This is a genomic window from uncultured Ruegeria sp. (genome assembly GCF_947500045.1).
Lineage (GTDB): Bacteria > Pseudomonadota > Alphaproteobacteria > Rhodobacterales > Rhodobacteraceae > Ruegeria.
The window spans coordinates 162574-181271 of the sequence record NZ_CANMQQ010000006.1 but is presented as its reverse complement, the minus strand read 5'-3'; the positions used below and the strand labels follow the sequence as shown (position 1 = coordinate 181271).

At 56.1% G+C, this 18698-nt stretch carries 18 protein-coding genes; 17 read left to right on the top strand and 1 reads right to left on the bottom strand.

Annotation, left to right across the window (positions count from 1 at the left end; genetic code table 11):
* Positions 1 to 28 precede the first annotated feature (28 nt).
* The 17 genes from Q1B46_RS12305 (at position 29) to Q1B46_RS12225 (ending at position 17426) form a co-directional block, all read left to right on the top strand.
* On the top strand, positions 29 to 676 hold the full coding sequence (locus Q1B46_RS12305; protein WP_299948350.1) for a cupin domain-containing protein: 648 nt from the start codon (positions 29 to 31) through the stop codon (positions 674 to 676).
* Positions 673 to 2241, top strand: a complete 1569-nt coding sequence (locus tag Q1B46_RS12300) for an ABC transporter substrate-binding protein (RefSeq protein ID WP_299948348.1) — start codon at positions 673 to 675, stop codon at positions 2239 to 2241. Before Q1B46_RS12305 ends, Q1B46_RS12300 begins: the two co-directional genes overlap by 4 nt.
* Positions 2242 to 2299: 58 nt before the next feature.
* The gene (locus tag Q1B46_RS12295; RefSeq protein ID WP_299948346.1) at positions 2300 to 3325 is read left to right on the top strand and encodes an ABC transporter permease; all 1026 of its coding nucleotides are present in this window, start codon (positions 2300 to 2302) and stop codon (positions 3323 to 3325) included.
* Positions 3325 to 4158: an ABC transporter permease gene (locus Q1B46_RS12290; RefSeq protein ID WP_299948344.1), complete on the top strand. Its 834-nt coding sequence runs from the start codon at positions 3325 to 3327 to the stop codon at positions 4156 to 4158. The genes Q1B46_RS12295 and Q1B46_RS12290 overlap by 1 nt, the downstream gene beginning before the upstream one ends.
* A complete protein-coding gene (locus tag Q1B46_RS12285) occupies positions 4155 to 5024 on the top strand; it encodes an ABC transporter ATP-binding protein (protein ID WP_299948342.1) in 870 nt (289 codons plus the stop codon). Before Q1B46_RS12290 ends, Q1B46_RS12285 begins: the two co-directional genes overlap by 4 nt.
* A complete protein-coding gene (locus tag Q1B46_RS12280; RefSeq protein ID WP_299948340.1) occupies positions 5021 to 5818 on the top strand; it encodes an ATP-binding cassette domain-containing protein in 798 nt (265 codons plus the stop codon). Before Q1B46_RS12285 ends, Q1B46_RS12280 begins: the two co-directional genes overlap by 4 nt.
* Positions 5815 to 6297, top strand: a complete 483-nt coding sequence (locus Q1B46_RS12275; protein WP_299948338.1) for a GAF domain-containing protein — start codon at positions 5815 to 5817, stop codon at positions 6295 to 6297. Before Q1B46_RS12280 ends, Q1B46_RS12275 begins: the two co-directional genes overlap by 4 nt.
* Before the next feature lies 1 nt (position 6298).
* Positions 6299 to 8380: a hydantoinase/oxoprolinase family protein gene (locus tag Q1B46_RS12270; protein ID WP_299948336.1), complete on the top strand. Its 2082-nt coding sequence runs from the start codon at positions 6299 to 6301 to the stop codon at positions 8378 to 8380.
* Entirely contained in the window at positions 8377 to 10023 is a 1647-nt protein-coding gene (locus tag Q1B46_RS12265; protein WP_299948334.1) for a hydantoinase B/oxoprolinase family protein, read from the top strand. Before Q1B46_RS12270 ends, Q1B46_RS12265 begins: the two co-directional genes overlap by 4 nt.
* Positions 10020 to 10820 carry an aspartate/glutamate racemase family protein gene (locus tag Q1B46_RS12260; protein ID WP_299948332.1) on the top strand — a complete coding sequence of 267 codons (801 nt, stop codon included), beginning with the start codon at positions 10020 to 10022 and terminating at the stop codon, positions 10818 to 10820. The genes Q1B46_RS12265 and Q1B46_RS12260 overlap by 4 nt, the downstream gene beginning before the upstream one ends.
* Before the next feature lie 12 nt (positions 10821 to 10832).
* Positions 10833 to 11636 (top strand): aspartate/glutamate racemase family protein, encoded by an 804-nt coding sequence (locus tag Q1B46_RS12255; RefSeq protein WP_299948330.1) that lies wholly within the window; start codon positions 10833 to 10835, stop codon positions 11634 to 11636.
* Positions 11637 to 11660: 24 nt separating this feature from the next.
* A complete protein-coding gene (locus Q1B46_RS12250) occupies positions 11661 to 12749 on the top strand; it encodes a Xaa-Pro peptidase family protein (protein WP_299948328.1) in 1089 nt (362 codons plus the stop codon).
* Positions 12742 to 14295: a hydantoinase B/oxoprolinase family protein gene (locus Q1B46_RS12245; RefSeq protein ID WP_299948326.1), complete on the top strand. Its 1554-nt coding sequence runs from the start codon at positions 12742 to 12744 to the stop codon at positions 14293 to 14295. The genes Q1B46_RS12250 and Q1B46_RS12245 overlap by 8 nt, the downstream gene beginning before the upstream one ends.
* Before the next feature lie 486 nt (positions 14296 to 14781).
* Positions 14782 to 15570: an exodeoxyribonuclease III gene (locus Q1B46_RS12240; protein ID WP_299948324.1), complete on the top strand. Its 789-nt coding sequence runs from the start codon at positions 14782 to 14784 to the stop codon at positions 15568 to 15570.
* A gap of 87 nt (positions 15571 to 15657) precedes the next feature.
* Entirely contained in the window at positions 15658 to 16575 is a 918-nt protein-coding gene (gene trxA, locus Q1B46_RS12235; RefSeq protein ID WP_299948322.1) for a thioredoxin, read from the top strand.
* A 27-nt stretch (positions 16576 to 16602) separates the two neighbouring features.
* Positions 16603 to 17244, top strand: coding sequence for an LON peptidase substrate-binding domain-containing protein (locus Q1B46_RS12230; RefSeq protein WP_299948320.1), 642 nt, complete (start codon positions 16603 to 16605; stop codon positions 17242 to 17244).
* The gene (locus Q1B46_RS12225; RefSeq protein WP_299948318.1) at positions 17241 to 17426 is read left to right on the top strand and encodes a Trm112 family protein; all 186 of its coding nucleotides are present in this window, start codon (positions 17241 to 17243) and stop codon (positions 17424 to 17426) included. Before Q1B46_RS12230 ends, Q1B46_RS12225 begins: the two co-directional genes overlap by 4 nt.
* Here the strand turns inward: Q1B46_RS12225 and Q1B46_RS12220 are convergent.
* Positions 17423 to 18685 (bottom strand): FAD-dependent monooxygenase, encoded by a 1263-nt coding sequence (locus Q1B46_RS12220; RefSeq protein WP_299948317.1) that lies wholly within the window; start codon positions 18683 to 18685, stop codon positions 17423 to 17425. The two genes, Q1B46_RS12225 and Q1B46_RS12220, sit on opposite strands and share 4 nt — an antisense overlap.
* Positions 18686 to 18698: the final 13 nt, after the last annotated feature.

Below are 18698 nucleotides of genomic sequence, written 5' to 3'. Positions count from 1 at the left end.
TCGCATCAGCGTGTGTAGTATTTTAGTCATGTTAAAAAAATCACTCGCCGAAAACGACCAAGCTCTAGAACTCGGACTTGCCATTCGCGCTCGCCGAAAAAAAATGGGATTGACGATGCAGGCCGTCGCAAACGCAGCAGGTCTGTCGGTCGGCTTTATAAGCCAGATCGAACGAGGGCTGTCCGCACCTTCTCTTGCGTCTCTTGCAGGCATCACAGAAATTCTAGAAATGCCGCGCGGGTCGTTCCTTGTACAGCCCGATGCAGGAGATATGACGCGCAGCAAAGGGCGCGAAGTGTATTCGGTTCCAGGTGCTGCGGCGTCCTACGAGCGCGTTTCGTCGACCTTCACAGGATCGCAATTGCACTCCGTCGTTTTGCATGAACCACCCGGCCATCGGAGTGAGCCAATCAGTCACAAGGGTGAGGAAATGTTTTTCATCCTCGAAGGCGAAATTACCGTGGAAATCGAAGGCGACAAGGAAGTGCTGCGAAAGGGAGACACGATCCACTTTGACAGCACACGCGTTCATTCGACATGGAACCACGGCATTGTGACAGCGTCGATCCTGTGGTGCGGAACCATGGATGTTTTTGGCGACGCGCCGTCCCCAATTCACAAGATTTCTTCGCTTGGCGGAGGAAATAATAACAAATCAAAGGGAGAGAATAAGTGAAGCGGAAATCCTTGCTTGCTGCGGCTCTGTGCGCCGCGACAGCCCTCAGTTCACCAGCCTTTGCAGAGACTGTTTTGCGGCTTGATGAAGTTGCGGTCGGTGAACTCGATCCAGCCAAGGCATCGGACTATGCGGACTCGATCTTGATGTTCAACGTCTATGACACCCTGGTCCTGCCGCAACAGGGTGGACCGGGGCATGTGCCACATCTTGCCAGCGACTGGTCGGTGGATGGCTCGACCTACACGTTCAATCTTCGCGATGATGTGACCTTCCAGTCTGGCAATCCACTGCGCGCCGAAGACGTTGTCTATTCACTGGAACGCAGTCAGGCACTGGGTTCAGGTCTTTCTTATCTTTTGGCCGGAGTAAGCGCCGAAGCGGTCGATGAACATATAGTCGTCTTCTCGCTTGAACAGCCATACGCCCCGTTTGTTGCCTCACTTGTCCGTTTGCCAATCGTCGACAAGGCGCTGGTAGAAGCAAAAAAGGGTGATGACGAATGGGGCGAGGCTTTCCTCAGCGCCAATGGCGCAGGAACGGGTGCCTACACCGTAACCTCCCACAACCCACAGGAAGAAACGGTTATGGCCAAGAATGATGGCTATTTCCTTGGCGTTTCCGATGTTGCGCCTGACACGGTGCGTCTGAGGTATGGTCTTGAGGCCGCGACCGTCCGCACCCTGATCGCACAGGGTGAACATGACATTTCAAGCCAATGGCTACCGCCCGAGGTCATGACAGCCCTCGCCAACGATGGTGCGCAGTTGTTCAGTGAAACCGGAACCGGTGCCTTTTATCTGAAGATGAACACCACCAAGCCTCCACTGGATGACGTGAACTGCCGCCTGGCATTGGCTCACGCATTCGACTACCAGACTGCCATTCAGATGGTTGCCATCACCGATGATGTCTCCTCTGGCAGTGCTGCGACCGGCGCAATCCCGGTGGGTATGTTCGGGGCAAACGGGCCTGACAACGTTCAAGCGCAAAATCTCGAAAAGGCGGCAGAGTATCTTTCAGCCTGCGCCTATGATCCTGCCGATATGAATATCGAAGTATCCTGGATTGCCGAGGTTCCGCTGGAAGAGCGTTTTGCGCTGCTATTCCAGTCGAATCTATCGCAATTGGGCGTACAATCCGAAATTAAGAAACTTCCCTGGGCGCTGTTTGCTGAACAAGTGTCCAAACCCGAAAACACTCCGCATGTCAGCCAGATCTTTGTAAACGCCGTCACCGGTGACCCGGATACACTGCTTTATGGCATGTATCACTCATCCACACCGGGCACATGGCAATCGCCCGAGTACCTGAATGACAGCCAGGTTGACGCGTTCCTCGATGCAGGGCGTAGCGCTTCAACGGATGAAGAGCGCGAGGCTGCGTATTCTGGGCTTAATGCACGGCTCATGGAAATCGCACCGACGATCTATGGATATGATCGTCAGTCGGTCTTCGCGGCATCGAACCGGGTCAAGGCTCCGGCGCTCAGCGATCCTTCGCAGGCCTTCGGTCTGGATGGAATGGGCTTCAGCTTCCGTCTGATGGAAATGGTTGAAGAATAGTACCTCCCTGAACTGCCGGGCGCCTACGCAGGTGCCCGGCCTTTTCCAGAGCAAATAAATGTCCCCTGTCCTCCGCCTTCTTCTTAGACGGCTTGGTATCTCTTTGATTGTCCTCATCGGGGTTTCCATGCTGATCTTTACCATTGCCCGAGTTATTCCCGGCGATCCGGCGCGCATCGCGCTTGGCCCCAATGCCACGCCCGAGCAGGTTGCAAATCTGCGGGCGGAAATGCACCTCGATGAACCGCTCGTGTTGCAATACGGGCATTTCTTGGCAGATGTAAGCCGCGGTGATTTGGGCACCTCGCTCTATACCAATCGTCCCGTGACACTGGACATCGCGCAATTCTTGCCCGCAACGCTTGAACTGGTTTTGATTGCCGGCATCATCATGGTCGCCTTGGGCCTGCCACTGGGAATACTTGCTGCGCGCTATCGTGGCCGCTGGCCTGATCATCTGATACGAATTTTCTCGTTGCTGACGGTGTCAGCACCCAGTTTCGTCTGGGCGGTAATCCTGATGCTTCTCTTTGCATTCTATCTGCCGATCTTTCCCATCGCAGGTCGTATTTCGGACATCTATGACATCGACCGGCATACCGGTTTCCTTCTGATCGACACGCTGCTGGCCGGGAATATCGCGGCGTTTGGTGACGCCATTCGCCATCTGATCCTGCCCGCCGTGGCGCTTGCACTGTCGGGGATAGGTCAAGCGGCCCGACTTACCCGCGCCAATATGGTAGAGACCTACGATAAACCCTACATCGAGATGGCACAGGCCTACGGGTTCTTTCCTTCTCGTATTGCGCGCATTTATGCGTTTAAACCTTCGCTGATCCCATCATTGACGATCATTGGCCTCGATTTTGCGGCCATGTTGGGCAACGCCTTTCTGGTAGAGGCAGTCTTCGCTTGGCCAGGGCTGAGCCGCTATGGCGTAGCGGTGATCTTACGTAAGGATCTCAACGCCATCATGGGCACCGTTTTGATCATCGCGCTGACGTTCCTCATTGTGAACGTCATCGTCGATCTACTGATCGCGTTTCTTAATCCGCGCATCCGCCATTCCACGAGGGCAACCTGATGATCCGCGCAATCCGAATACTGGCAGCCAACCCATTGTCACTGGTGGGTGTGATCCTTGTCGCTTTGGTCGTGTTTGCCGCCATCTTCGCCCCCTGGATTGCACCATTTCCCACCCATAACGGTGCGGTTGTGGATTTTGCCTTTGCAAACAAGCCCCCATCCGCGCGCAATTGGATGGGCACTGATCTGGTTGGGCGCGATCTCTTCAGTCGAATTCTATACGCCTATCAGATTTCGCTAGTGCTGGGCGTGGTTGTCCTGGCCATCGCCGCCCCGGTCGGTACGATCTTCGGCCTGCTGGCGGGTTATCTTGGCGGTTGGGCCGAGGCAATTCTGATGCGCATTGTCGATGTGTTCCTGTCTATCCCACCGCTGGTTTTGGCCATCGCGATGATGGGTGTGCTGGAGCCGACACTGACAAACGCCATGCTCGCCGTGACGGTCATGTGGTGGCCCTGGTATGCGCGGCTGGTCTACGCGATTGCCCGGTCAGAGCGCGAAGAAGGCTATGTGTTAGCTGCCGAGGTGATCGGCGCGGGTACGGCCCATATCGCCTTTCGCGAAATTCTTCCTAACTGCTTACCAGCGATTATCACCAAAATGACTCTGGATATGGGCTTTGTGATCATCATCGCCTCGTCCCTGTCTTTCCTTGGGCTTGGGGTGCAGCCACCGACGCCGGATCTTGGATCAATGGTCGCCGAGGGTGCGCGCTATCTTCCAGACAGCTGGTGGCTGACCGTTTTCCCCGGCCTCGCAATTCTGATTGCAGTCTTCGGGTTCAACCTGATGGGCGACGGCCTACGTGAAGTTCTGGGGGTAGACGAATGAGCGCTCTGCTAAGCATCAGTGACCTGCATCTGGGGTTCAAAGGGCTGTCCGGTATCAACAACGTGTTGCACGGCATTTCCCTGAACATCGCGCAGGGCGAGCGTGTGGCGCTTGTCGGTGAAAGCGGATCGGGCAAGTCGGTCACCGCGCGGATCGTATTGGGCCTTTTACAAGAAACTCGGTCGGCGCGAATTTCGGGCGCGGTCAAGTTCGATGGGAACGACATCTCAGCCATGAACCCCAAAGCGCGTGCAGCACTTAGAGGGACAGATATGTCGATGATTTTTCAGGACCCGACGTCATCCCTGAACCCGGCATTTACAATCGGGCGACAGTTCACCGAGGTTTTGCGAAGGCGTGACCCATCCATGGGTGCAGATGCGTGCCAAGAGAGAGCCACGAAGATGTTGGGCGAGGTTTCGATCCTCGATCCGAACCGGGTTTTGAATGCCTACGCGTTTCAATTGTCCGGCGGCATGAACCAACGGGTCATGATAGCGATGGCACTAGCCAATCGTCCGAAACTGCTTTTGGCGGATGAGCCGGGCACCGCTTTGGACGTGTCCGTTCAGGCCCAGACGTTAACGCTGATGCGCAATCTGGTTGCGGATCATGGCACGGCAGTGCTGTTCATCTCGCACAATCTAGGTGTGGTGCGCGAATTCGCCGATCGGGTTTACGTGATTTACCGCGGAAATATTGTCGAGGACGGGCCGACGCAGGCGCTTTTTTCAGATCCGCGCCATGCTTACACGCGCGCCCTTATGTCAGCGGTTCCGCGCATCACGGGCGCAGGACTGCCGGAAGTGCCAGAAGTCAGCGAAGACTTCTTCGCTCCTCAGATCAGTCACGGGGGCGTAGCATGAGCCTTTTGTCTCTCGAGAACTTGATCAAGACCTTCGACAGCCCTGCCGGAAAGATACATGCGGTGCGCGATGTATCGCTAGAGGTGACGCAGGGCGAATGTCTTGCCATTGTCGGCGAAAGCGGGTCCGGGAAAACGACCCTCGCCAATATGATCCTTGGTATTCTGGCGCAGACCAGCGGAAATGTGTTGTTCAACGACACCGTGCTGTCGCCAAAACGCACACCGGATCAACGTCGCCACATTCAACTGGTCCAGCAAAACCCGTTGTCTTCCCTCAATCCCAAAAGGTCGGTTGGGGCGTCTGTGCGATTGGGTTTGGATACCTACGGGATCGGCGCGCGCGCTGATCGGTGGCAGATCGTTGAACAGGCGCTTGAGGCTGTCGGCCTGCCTGCCAATATGCGCAAACGTGCGCCTGCGGCGTTGTCTGGCGGTCAGCGGCAACGTGTCGGCATTGCACGTGCACTCGCCTGCGAGCCCGAGCTTTTGGTTCTTGATGAACCCACTTCCGCGCTGGATGTGCTTGTACAAGCGCGTGTTTTGCGGTTGCTGAATGAACTGCGCGCGTCACGCGGGTTGACCTATGTGTTCATCACCCATGATCTTGCCGTAGTACGCAACATCGCTGACCGCGTTGCAGTGTTTCAGTCGGGCCGGCTTGTCGAAAGCGGAACGACCGAACAGATTTTTACACAGCCTCAAGCGGAATACACCAGAAAACTGATCGGTGCGGTGCCTGTGGTCGATCCCGACGAAATGGCGCTGCGAGACAAACTAGCGGAGTCCTCATGACAGATTTCACAGAAATCCTATCCCACCCCAACCAGCCCGAAGCGATCTTCAAGGCGGTCGCGGATGAGGTGTCCAAAACAATTGGCGCAAAATTGTTCACAATCATGGAACTCGACCGAGAAAAGCGTGTTGCGCGACGCAGCTACACAAATATGCCCGATGCCTATCCCGCGACCGGTGAAAAACCGATGCGGGAAGACGCCTGGAGTGCTCAGGTTGAGGGTCGCCACGAAACATTTGTAGCAAATACGATAGAGGAAATCGCCTCGGTTTTTCCTGACCACGAGCTGATCCAGTCGCTTGGCTGCGAAAGCTGTTTGAACCTGCCAATCGTTGTCGCGGGGAAGGTCATCGGCACGCTCAACTGCCTGCACAAGGCGGGACACTATACGGCAGACCGCGTTGCAGCCGCCGAAACTCTGAAACAACCCGGCGCATTGGCACTTCTGGTCGCTAATGCCGTCCGAAAAGGAGCCTGACATGACAAATTCAATCCGACGTGTTGCCACGGATGTAGGCGGAACATTTACCGATCTTGTGGCCTTTGAGACAGGGGACGATGGCATGCGCGTCGTAACCGCAAAGTCTGACACGACCCCACCCAATTTCGAACAAGGTGTGCTGAACGTGCTGAGCAAGATGGAAGCAGACGGTATTGCCACCGCCGATGTGGATTTCATGGCACATGGCACAACAGTGGTCATCAACGCGCTGACCGAACGCAAGGGCGTCAAAGTTGGGCTGATCACAACTGAAGGGTTTCGCGATACGCTAGAGATCGCACGCGGCAACCGCCCGGATTTCTTTAACCTTCACTATGAAAAACCTGAACCCTTCGTGCCGCGTCACTTGCGTGCTGAGGTCCCTGGACGGATGACTTATCAAGGCACGGAACGTGCGCCGCTGGATCTGTCCGGTCTGCCCGCCATCCTTAAGGATTTCCGCGCCGAAAGGGTCCAGGCCGTCGCGATCAGCCTGCTGCATTCCTACGCCAACACCGCACATGAAGAGGCGCTGTTGGCCGAGGTTACGCGCATGTGGCCCGAGGTCTCGGTTGTGGCCAGCCATCAAATCACCCGCGAGTGGCGTGAATATGAACGCTCCAACACCGCCGTGCTGTCAGCCTATGTACAGCCTGTTGCAGCGCGCTATCTGGGTAAACTGGACGAGGGGATGAAACAGGGCGGGCTGAAGCAATCGCCGTTTATCATGCAGTCAAACTGCGGCGTCGACAGCCTTGCCGCAACTTCGGCCGTGCCGATCACCATGGTGGAAAGCGGCCCGGCCTCTGGGTTCTGGGGGGCAGCTGAACTGGGCAAACTGATTGGCGAACCAAATATCCTTGCGCTGGATATTGGCGGCACCACGGCGAAATGCTCACTGATCGAAGATGGCGAAGTGCGCATCATGACGGATTACTGGATCGAGCGGTCCCGTAAATCTGCAGGCTATCCGATCATGGTGCCGGTGGTTGATCTGGTTGAGATCGGCAATGGTGGTGGCTCTATCGCTTGGGTCGATGACTTTGGCAAGCTGCACGTTGGCCCGCAATCAGCCGGCGCGCTACCTGGCCCCGCGGCCTATGGCAAGGGTGGCGAAGCTGCGACAACTACAGATGCAAACCTTTGGCTGGGCCGGATCAATCGCGACTATTTCTGTGGGGGTTCCATCGAAGCCGATATGGCCAATACAGAGGCTGCGCTGAAAGCCGTGGGCGACAAACTTGAAGTTGATGCGGATGAAGCGGCCCGTGGTATCATCCGTATTGCCAACAACAACATGGTCAACGCGCTGAAGCTCGTCTCGCTGAACCGTGGTCATGACACACGCGATTTCACGCTGCTGGCCTTTGGCGGTGGTGGTGCCATGCACGCCGTTGCCCTTGGACAGGAACTACAGGTCAAAAAGGTCGTTGTCCCTGCGGCGGCGGCGGTGTTCTCAGCCTGGGGGATGATGATGTCAGATCTGCGGCGCGATTTTTTTGTTACGCAACTGGCGGAACTGTCGGAAGGTGCGGGCGGCGTCATCGAACACATCTTTACCGAGGCGGAAGCCAAAGCGCGCGAGACCTTTGCAGCCGACGGTGTCACCGCTGAACAAGTGTCTTTCTTGCGTTACGGCAAGTTTCGCTACCAAAATCAGGAACACACGACCGAAGTATTGCTTGATGGCGCTGTTACTGACGCCAAGCTGGATCAGATCGCCGAAGACTTCCGCGAGGCGTATGAACGGGAATATACTTATCGCCTTGATGCCCCGGTCGAGATGGTGGGCATCCACCTTGTCGCCCGCGCGGAAGTTGGCAAGATTGAGATGTCGCCAGCTCCTATGGGAGACGCGGACGCCAGCGGAGCAATCAAATCCAGGCGCACGGTCGATTACGCACTTGAGGGACGGCACTTGGCAGACATCTACGATGGTGGAGAACTATCACCGGGCATGACCTTTAACGGCCCCGCTGTGGTCGAGGATCCCGGTACGACAATCGTCATCCACCCCGGCAACAAAGTCAGCGTGGATACCTATCGCAATATCCATATCGAATTGGGAGAGACCGCATGAGCAATGCTGACCCAATCACACTGGAGATCATCCAGAACTCACTACAGGCAGCAGCCGATGAAATGTTCGCTGCTATGCGCAAAACTGCCATGTCTTCGATCATCTACGAAGTGCTGGATATGGGCACCGGGATTACAGATGCCCAAGGGCGTATCGCATCTTCTGGCGCTGGCATCCCCGCCTTCATTGGGGTACTGGATAAGTCGGTTCAATTCATTCTTGGCAAGCATGATGACATTCGCCCCGGCGACGTCTTCATCACCAACGATCCATGGCACGGTGGGGTGACACACCTGAACGATCTGGTGTTGGCGATGCCTGTGTTTGCAGGCGACCAGCTGATCGCATGGGCAGCGAACATCGCCCACAATTCCGATGTGGGTGGCATGGCACCCGGATCGCTGTCCGGTGATGCGACCGAGATCTTTCAAGAGGGCCTGCGCCTTCCTGCGGTCAAGCTGGTCCGGGAGAGCGTCACCGATCAAGCGGTCATGGACATCATAACGACCAACAGCCGGATGCCTGATTTTCTGCTGGGCGATGTCTGGGCTGCCATTGCGTCAGTTCGGGTCGGGGCCAAACGGCTGGAAGGGTTGGCCGAAAAATACGGGGCAAACACATTCATCACGGCGATGGAAAACTTCATGGCCTTTGGCGAAGCTTCCGCCATTTCCGAGCTTGCCCATCTACCCAAGGGCACATTTGAGCTAAGCGAAGATCAGGATGATGGTCGCGTATTCAATGTCAAGATCACAATCACCGATACGGATTTCATCGTCGATCTGCGCGACAACCCCGATCAGGACGCAGGGCCCACCAACACAAGCCAAGATGGCACCTATGTTTGTGCACAGATGGTGTTTAAATCGCTGACCGACCCTGAAACGCCCGCCAATGATGGCTCGTTCCGCCCGTTGAAAGTGTTAACGCGCGAAGGATCGGTGTTTCACGCAAAAGAACCTGCAGCGATTGGATTCTATTTCGAAACCGAGGTACGGGTCTATGATTTGATCTGGCGTTGTCTGGCACCTCACATCCCAGCCCGGTTGCCTGCCGGGCATTTCAGTTCGATCTGTGGAACATTCATCGGCGGCATCCATCCTGATACTGGACGCCAGTACACCATCATTGAGCCGCAAATTGGCGGCTGGGGCGCTTGGGACGGGCAAGATGGAAATCCCTGTATTTTCTCAGGCTTCCACGGCGAAACCTACAATACACCCGCCGAGATCTCTGAGGCGCGCAATGGTCTGTATGTCGATAAGATGGCACTGAATACCGAACCGGGTGGCGAGGGAAAATTCACCGGCGGACGCGGGTTGGTTCTGGAATACCGCATTCGCACTGACCACGGGTTTCTGACGGCGGGCTATACTCGTTCAAAAGTAAAGCCCTGGTCACTTGAGGGTGGCAATGAAGGCTCTGGAAACTACGTTGAAGTCATCAAAGGTGACGAAACCGAACGCTATTCGTTTGTATCGGGACTTGATCTGACCACGGATGATGTTGTCCGTGTCGTGACATCCTCAGGCGCAGGCTATGGTGATCCAAAAGATCGCGACACTAAAGCGCTTGCTTTGGACGTCAAGAACGGTTTCGTGACGGCGCAGGCAGCAACCGACATTTACGGCTCTCATACATGACCCGCATCATGTACCTTAGCCCGGTCGTCCATCGGTCGGGCCATGACGAATTGTTTGCTGACATGGTTCGGCACCGCAAACGCGCCGATACCGAGGTTCATGTAACTTGCCTGCCGGACAGCGCGGGCCGGTTCAATCATGTGGAATTTCGCAGCTATGAGGCGATGGTCACGCCACATATTCTTCAAGGTGTACGAGCCGCCGCGAACGAAGGTTTCGACGCCTGTGTCATCGGTTGTTTCTACGACACCGCGTTGAAAGACGCGCAAGAGATATCCGGCGAAATGATCGTCACGGCCCCCTGTGCTGCCTCATGTGACATTGCCTCATCGCTCAGCAATCGTTTCGGCATCATCGTTGGCCGGCAAAAATGGGTCCACCAGATGCACAGCACAGTTGTTGCGAACGGGTATGAAAACCGGCTGAGCGGGTTCTACCCCGTCGGATTGGGGGTCACCGATTTCCAAATGGATCACGACACGACTGCCGAACGTCTGATGCAGGCCGGACGCAAGGCTGTCGAGGACGATCATGCCGAGGCGCTGATCCTGGGTTGCACCATGGAAATCGGCTTTAATGAAACCATGGCAAGGGCTTTAGATGTGCCGGTTGTCGACCCTGCCACGGCCGCATTTCTGCGCGCAGAACATCTCGGTAGCAACCGTGAGACCTGCGGCTGGAAACCCAGCCGCAAATGGTCTTGCGAAGCCCCGGATGAAGCCGAAATGCAAGCACTCGGTGTTTTTGATGTCGAAGCCCCGTTCGGCAATCGCATCGTTGTGCCTGCGATCAACTAAGGAGATTTCAAAGTGACCGCTGCGAAACGAAAAGTCATGTACCTCAACCCCGTAGGTACCTCTCTTTATGATCAGGTTTTTGCGGACATGGCTGCAAAATACAAGTTGCCGGGAACAGAGGTCCACATCACGTCTCTTGCAGAATCCGAAGGCAAATTCACCCATATCGAGTTTCGATCCTATGAGGCGATGGTTACAGGCGGGATCATCAAGGCAACCCGCGCCGCCGCCAAAGAAGGCTTCGATGCTCTTGCCATTGGGTGTTTTTATGACACGGCGCTGCATGATGCGCGTGAGGTTTCCGGTGACATGATTGTCACTGCGCCTTGCGTAGCGTCCTGCCGGGTGGCCACTAATCTGGCCAACCGATTTGGAGTGATCGTAGGTCGGCAGAAATGGGTCGACCAAATGAGTTCGACTGTAAATTCCTACGGTTTTGGCCCCTCCTGTTCTGGCTTTTATTCCGTTGGTCTGGGTGTGAATGATTTTCAGTCAGATCACGCAGAGACCAATGCGTTGCTCACACGGGTGGGCCACGATGCGATCGAAAAAGATCACGCCGAAGCAATCGTTTTGGGGTGTACACTTGAAATCGGGTTTCATGAAGCCATGGAAAAAGATCTTGGCGTGCCGGTGATTGATGTTTCGATCGCAGCATTGAAAGAGGCAGAATATGCGGCAGAGCTGAAATCTAACTGCGGTTGGAAACCAAGTCGAAAGTGGTCCTGCGAAGCACCAACCGAAACAGAAATGGCAGCAATCGGTGTGTTTGATCAGGACGATATCTTTGGCAACCGGATCGTGGTGCCAGCCTAATCCAACATAACGGAGAGCTCAGAAATGGCTGATCGCATTAAAATACTGCGTCAACAGATGAAAACCGAAGGGGTCGACCTCGTGGTGCTCGGCTCCGGTGCCCATCTTGAGTGGCTGACTTCAATGCACCCACATGCCGATGAACGCCCGCTTTTGATGTGCATTAGCGCAGATAACTGCGCCTTTTTAATGCCCACGCTTGAGGCAGAGAGCGCTCGCAAGCAGACACGCATTCCATTCTTTGAATGGTCCGATGCAGATGGTCCGAACGCACAGTTTGCACGGCTGTTAAAACAAATCGGTGCCGACAACGCGGGCCATGTGGCGCTTGACGAAACCATGCGCGCTGATTTTGCCGCGTTAGTGGAGAAGGCCCTGCCGCAGGCCAAGCGGCAGTTTTCGGCCTCTACGGTTGGCGCGTTGCGGATGCGCAAAAGTGAAGATGAATATCAAAAGCTCAAGGCCAATGCGCACACAGCAGATGTCGCTTTGCAGACCGCTTGGGCGGCGATGAAGCCGGGTATGTCAGAATCGGATGTGGGCCAAATCATCAAAGAAAGTTTTTCTAAACAAGAAGTAAAGCCGCTGTTTGGTATTGTGGGCGCTGGCGAAAACGGCGCTTTCCCACATCATCAGACCGGCGAAACGCTTCTGAAGCCTGGGAACGTGATCGTTATGGATATTGGCGGCAGGATGGATGGGTATTGCAGCGATATCACCCGTATGGCGGTTCTGGGTGATCCGCCTGACGGATATGCGGACGTCCACCAAATTGTAGATCAAGCCGTTAAGGCGGCACTGGCGGCTGCACGGCCGGGCGTTGCCGCCAAGAAAGTTGATCTGGCCGCGCGCAAAGTCATCACGGATGCGGGGTATGGCGAATTTTTCGTACACCGCACAGGGCATGGTCTGGGGACCGAGGTACACGAGCCACCCTACATTACCACCAGTTCCGACGCTGTATTGGACGAAGGTATGGTTTTCTCCATTGAGCCGGGGATTTACCTGCCCGGCCAATTTGGAATTCGTCTGGAAGAGATCGTCATCCTGCGCAAGGACGGTCCCGAAATCCTGTCTGATCTTTCGCGCGATCTGGTGACCATCAATGTCTGATCCGTTTACATCCTCTGTCCTGCAATCCGGTCTGGATGCTGCAGCCGAAGAAATGTTCGAAGTTCTTCGAAAATCCGCGATGAGCCCGATCATTTATGAAGTGCTGGATGTGGGCACAGGCGTAACAGATGCTGACGGTGAGCTTGTCAGTTCCGGCGCTGGCATACCCTCGTTTATTGGGGTGCTCGACAAAACTGTCAAAGCGATCCTTTCAAAGGAAGGCGACAACATCGCTGAAGGGGACGTCTTTGTCACCAATGACCCTAATACTGGCGGTGTTACGCACCTCAATGACGTTGTGGTCGCGGAACCCGTGTTTCACTATGGGATCCGCGTCGCCTGGGTCGCTTCGATCGCCCATTGGGGCGACATCGGGGGCAAAACACCCGGGTCCATGGCCGCCGACGCCACCGAAATATTTGCAGAGGGCCTGCGCCTTCCCGTCGTCAGGCTTTTCTCTGGCGGAGAACGCAGCGATGCAGTGTTCGACATCATCAAGACAAATTCGCGGCTACCCGATTTTGTCTCTGGCGATCTTTGGGCACAGGTATCAGCAGGACGGCGGGCAGCGCGACTTATTCGTCGGCTTTGCGACCGCTACGGTCCGGATGCCATGCGCAATGCCATTCTGGACGCTCGCCAGATTGGCGAAGCGCGTGCACGGGCAGGGCTTTCGAAACTGCCCAAGGGGTCTTTTCGCATTCAAGAACCGCAAGACAACGGCGACGTTTGGGATATCGGAATTGACATCAACGATGACTGCATCTCCTTTGACCTGACACAGGCCCCTTTGCAATCAGGTGGTCCGCACAACACCAGCCGGGATGGGGCTGTGATCGCCTGCCAGATGTTCTTTAAGGCGCTTACGGACCCAGAACGCTTTGCCAACGCTGGGTCGTTTGCCCCTCTGGAAGTACGCACAACGCCCGGCACCATCTTCGAGGCGGGGCCGACGGCCGCACATGCCTATTACTTTGAAACACGCATCCGTCTTTTTGACGCGCTTTGGCATTGCATGGCAAAGGCCGCGCCAGGGCTTCTGCCTGCCGGTCATTTTGGTACGATCTTTGGAACAGTCATCGCAGGACAACACCCAGAAACAGGTCGCAATTATGCCATGGTTGAACCTCAGATGGGCGGGTGGGGTGCCACGAAGGAGCGCGCAGGAACCAATGCGATGTACTCGACATCGCATGGAGACACGTTCAATTGTCCCATCGAGATCGCAGAAGCGCGATATGGCTTTGACGTCGTCGCTAAGGAGCTTAACATCGCACCCAAGAACACTGGGGAATACGCAGGGGGCGACGGCGTCGTGACCCGCTATCGCATGAATGCACCTGCCACCATGTCCTGCGGATTTTCACACGCGAAAGTCCCGGTCTGGTCGGAACAGAATGCCTCCGACGGTGGTCTGAACAGTTTCAATGTCCGGCGCGAAAATGGGCGGATCGAAGACTATGACATCATCAGTGGGTTGAGATTGAACGCAGGTGAAGAAGTCGAGGTACGTTCAGCCTACGGTGGTTCAACTTTGAAGGCATAGCTCCTCGTGGAATCAGAGATGCCGGTTGAATTCTCAATGAGCTAATGCATCATCGAGAAGACAGACCGGTAAAAATGAGCTCCCGAAAGTCAGTTAGATGGTCGCGTCGTCGATAAATAAATGCAACGCACGTGAATATCTTGCCGCGTTCCGGAAGCATTTCTGCGCCAGCGAAAGCCAAATTCATTAATGTCTAAAACGTTCCGCTCCGCGTCGGTTGATCAGGCTCGCAGCGAAAAGGCAGTTTGGGTTTCGCTCCCCAAAATTGGCTTTGAATGACCGATTTGGCGGCACTGGCTGCGACGCAGCGATGTACGTGCCGCGCCCGCGAGAAAATGCTGCGTTAGCAATAGCTGCGCGAGCAAAAGGCGGGATTGTCCGCATACCTACCAATGAATAAACCACGGCTCTCGTCGGCTGATTTTCATGGCACCCCGTCCCGCGCCGCGCTAACCTGCACAAATTGCGACAAAGGAATCCCCCGCCATGCCCATTACCCTTGCCACATGGAACATCAACTCAGTCCGCCTGCGCGAGCCTATCGTGCTGAAATTGCTGCAGGAAGAGGCACCTGATGTGCTGTGTTTGCAGGAATGCAAGTCTCCGGTCGACAAGATTCCAACCGAAGGTTTTGCCGCGCTTGGCTATACACACATGATCGCGCGGGGGCAGAAGGGGTACAACGGGGTTGCAATCCTGTCGCGCCTTCCGATGGAAGAAGTGGGGGACAAGGATTTTGCAGGCCTGGGGCATGCGCGCCATATTGCGGGGCGGTTGGAGAATGGTGTGACCATTCACAACTTCTATGTTCCAGCGGGTGGTGACGTGCCGGATCGTGAAGTGAATGAGAAGTTTGGGCAGAAACTCGATTATCTGACAGACATGCGCGATTGGTTCCATGAGGAAAAGCCGAAAAAATCCGTTCTGGTGGGCGATCTGAACATCGCGCCGCGCGAAGATGATGTGTGGTCGCATAAGCAACTGCTGAAAGTGGTCTCGCACACACCGATCGAGGTTGAACATCTGGCGGAAACGCAAGACGCGGGTGATTGGGTGGACATCACGCGGCAGGATATCCCAGAAGGTCAGCTTTATAGCTGGTGGTCCTATCGCGCGCGCGACTGGGATGCGGCGGACAAGGGGCGCCGGTTGGATCATGTCTGGGCCACGCCCGATATTTCGAACGCAGGTCATTCCAGCCGCATTCTGCGGGACGCACGCGGATGGGAAAAACCCAGCGATCACGCCCCGGTTTTCGCCACCTTCGACGTCTAGTCGATCCAGTTCCGCCGAACTCACCCCTTGGTTTCTGCCGCGTGCGGCTGCATATAGGGCGCAAGTTCGAACCAGAGAGAAAAAGTCATGGACCTTCTGAACGGCGCAGCCAGCCCCGAAGCTACCGATCTGATCAAAGACGGGACCGAGGCCACCTTCATGGCCGATGTGGTCGAAGCCTCGCAAGAGATGCCGATCATCGTCGATTTCTGGGCCCCATGGTGTGGGCCTTGCAAAACATTGGGGCCAGCACTGGAAGAGGCTGTCACCGCCGCCAAAGGTGCGGTCAAGATGGTCAAGATCAACGTGGACGAGGCACAGGCGATTGCTGGGCAACTGCGCATTCAGTCGATTCCTACCGTCTACGCATTTCATAAGGGTCAGCCGATTGACGGATTTCAGGGTGCATTGCCGGGCTCTGAGATCAAGGCCTTCATTGATCGGGTGATCGAAGCCGCCGGGGGCGAGAGCCCGGGTGGGCAATTGGAAGACGCAGTGCAGGCGGCAGAAGATATGCTGACTGAAGGGGCCGCCGTAGACGCGGCGCAAACCTTCGCGGCGATACTGGGCGAAGATGCCAACCATGCTGCAGCCTACGGAGGGCTGGTGCGCGCGCATATTGCGCTGGGTGATATGGATCAGGCTGAGGCGATCCTCAATGGTGCCCCGGCTGAGATTTCCACTTCGCCCGAGGTCGAAGCAGCCCATGCGCAGCTGGAATTGGCCAAACAGGCCGCAGACGCGGGTCCGGTGGGCGAACTTACCGCAACGGTTGAGGCAGAGCCCGACAACCATCAAGCCCGTTTGGATCTGGCGCAGGCCCTGCATGCCAATGGCGATGTAGAAGAGGCAGTGGCACAATTGCTGGAATTGTTCCGCCGCGATCGCGAGTGGAATGAAGGTGCGGCCAAGGCGCAGCTATTTACAATCTTTGACGCGCTCAAGGCCAATGATCCAATTGTTTTGAACGGACGGCGCAAACTCAGCTCGATGATATTTGCCTAATTTCCGATCGGGGCTACACTCGTCTACATGATGCATCCTGCTGATCTGCCGGAAACGGTATCCGTGTTTCCTCTGCCCGGAGCGCTGCTGCTGCCCCGTTCGCGCTTGCCGCTGCATATATTCGAGCCGCGTTATCTACAGATGTTGGATGACGCGCTGAAAACGTCTGAGCGTCTGATCGGGATGGTGCAGCCGAACACCTGTCAGGGGGATGAGACCCGTCTGCATCAGATCGGATGCGCCGGCCGTATCACGCAGTTTTCTGAGACTGAAGATGGTCGCTATATGATAACACTGACCGGGATATCCCGGTTCCGGGTCAGGGCCGAGTTGGACAGTTTCACCCCGTATCGGCGTGCCTCGGTGACATGGGACGGTTTTGACCGTGATCTGGGCAAGGCCGAGGTGGATGACGGGTTTAACCGCACCCGGTTCCTACGATTGCTGGAGCGGTTCTTCTCATCCCGTCAGTTGTCGACTGATTGGGATACGATGAAAGATGCCGATGATGAGCTTCTGGTCAATTCCCTGTCTATGATGCTGGAATTCGACCCCGAGGAAAAGCAGGCCTTGCTTGAAGCCCCCTGCCTGCGCACCCGGCGCGAAACCTTGGTGACATTGATTGAATTCGCCATGCGCGGCGGATCGAATGAGGAAAAACTGCAATGAGCAACTCTGAACACGTCTTTGACCGCCACATGCTTGAGGCGCTGATTTGCCCGCAGACCCATACGACGCTGCATTATGACGCCGAGCGGCAAGAGCTGGTGTCTAAAGCTGCTAGTTTGGCCTTCCCTATCCGCAACGGCATCCCGGTGATGTTGGTGGATGAGGCGCGCGAGATAGACTAAATCGGGCGTCCTTGTAGCAATTTGGGCAGGTCGCCGGTCAAACCCGCCGCTTCGCGTACAAAGCCCCGGCGCAGGCCGGGCAGGGATCCGACGATGCCCATACCGATATCCCGACCAAACCGAAGCAGGGGATTGTCGTTTGAAAACAGCTTGTTGAACACATCCGTCGCCATCGCAAGCGAGGCGGTGTCAAAGCGGCGCCACTCCTGATATCGCTCCAGCACAAGGGATGAGCTGATATCCTCGCCACGTCGACCTGCAAGGGTCAGAACCTCGGCCAGGGCGCCCACATCGCGCAAGCCAGCATTCAGGCCTTGTCCGGCGATCGGGTGCATACCGTGGGCGGCATCTCCGACCAGGGCCAGCCGGTCCGAGATGAAGGAATTGGCGATCGTCAGGTTCAGCGGATAGGTGAATCGGTCGCCTTGCAGGCGGATATCACCAAGAAAATCGCCGAAACGGGGTCGCAGAACCTGCAGATATTCTGCCTCGGGCAGTGTGTTGATTTGTTCCGCCGTCTCGGTACGTTCGCTCCACACGATTGAGCTGCGGTTGCCGGTCAGCGGCAGAATCGCCAGCGGGCCAGGCGGCATAAAGAACTGATGGGCGATGCCGTGATGGGGAAGTTCGTGTTCGATGGCACAAACCAGAGCGGTCTGGCCATAGTTCCAGCCGGTTCGCTTGATCCCTGCGCGCGTGGCGGTACCGCTGCGGCGGCCGTCACAACCGACCAGAAGGCTGCCGGACAGGGTTGACCCATCGTCCAATGTCAGAGTGGCCCCGAGTGCCGAGATGTGCTGCGACACGACTGTTTTGCCGCTGATTTCGGTGATCCCGTCTTGTTCGGCCATGACCTCTAGAAATGCGCGCCGCAGGTGGCGGTCTTCGACCATATAACCCATCGGACCTTCTTCGATCTCGGCATGATCGAAATGCATGAAGAATGGGGATGGACCTGCACCCGCATGGCCGTCCGTGACCTTGATCTCAAGCATCGGCTGGGCGTGTTCTTCAACCTTCTCCCATATGCCAATCGCGTCAAGCAGACGTTGCGAAGCCAGCGCCAACGCATAGGCGCGCCCGTCAAAGGCCGCGTTCTTGCGCACCTTTTCGGCAAGTGCATCAATAACGGTGACTGAATGCCCGGTCTGAGCCAGCGCCAGCGCAAGGGCGGGTCCGTTCAGGCCGCCGCCAACGATCAAGATGTCGGATCTGTGTTCCATGTGCTGCAATATGCGCGCCCTTTCGGGATTGTCCATGTGCGGTCCTGTC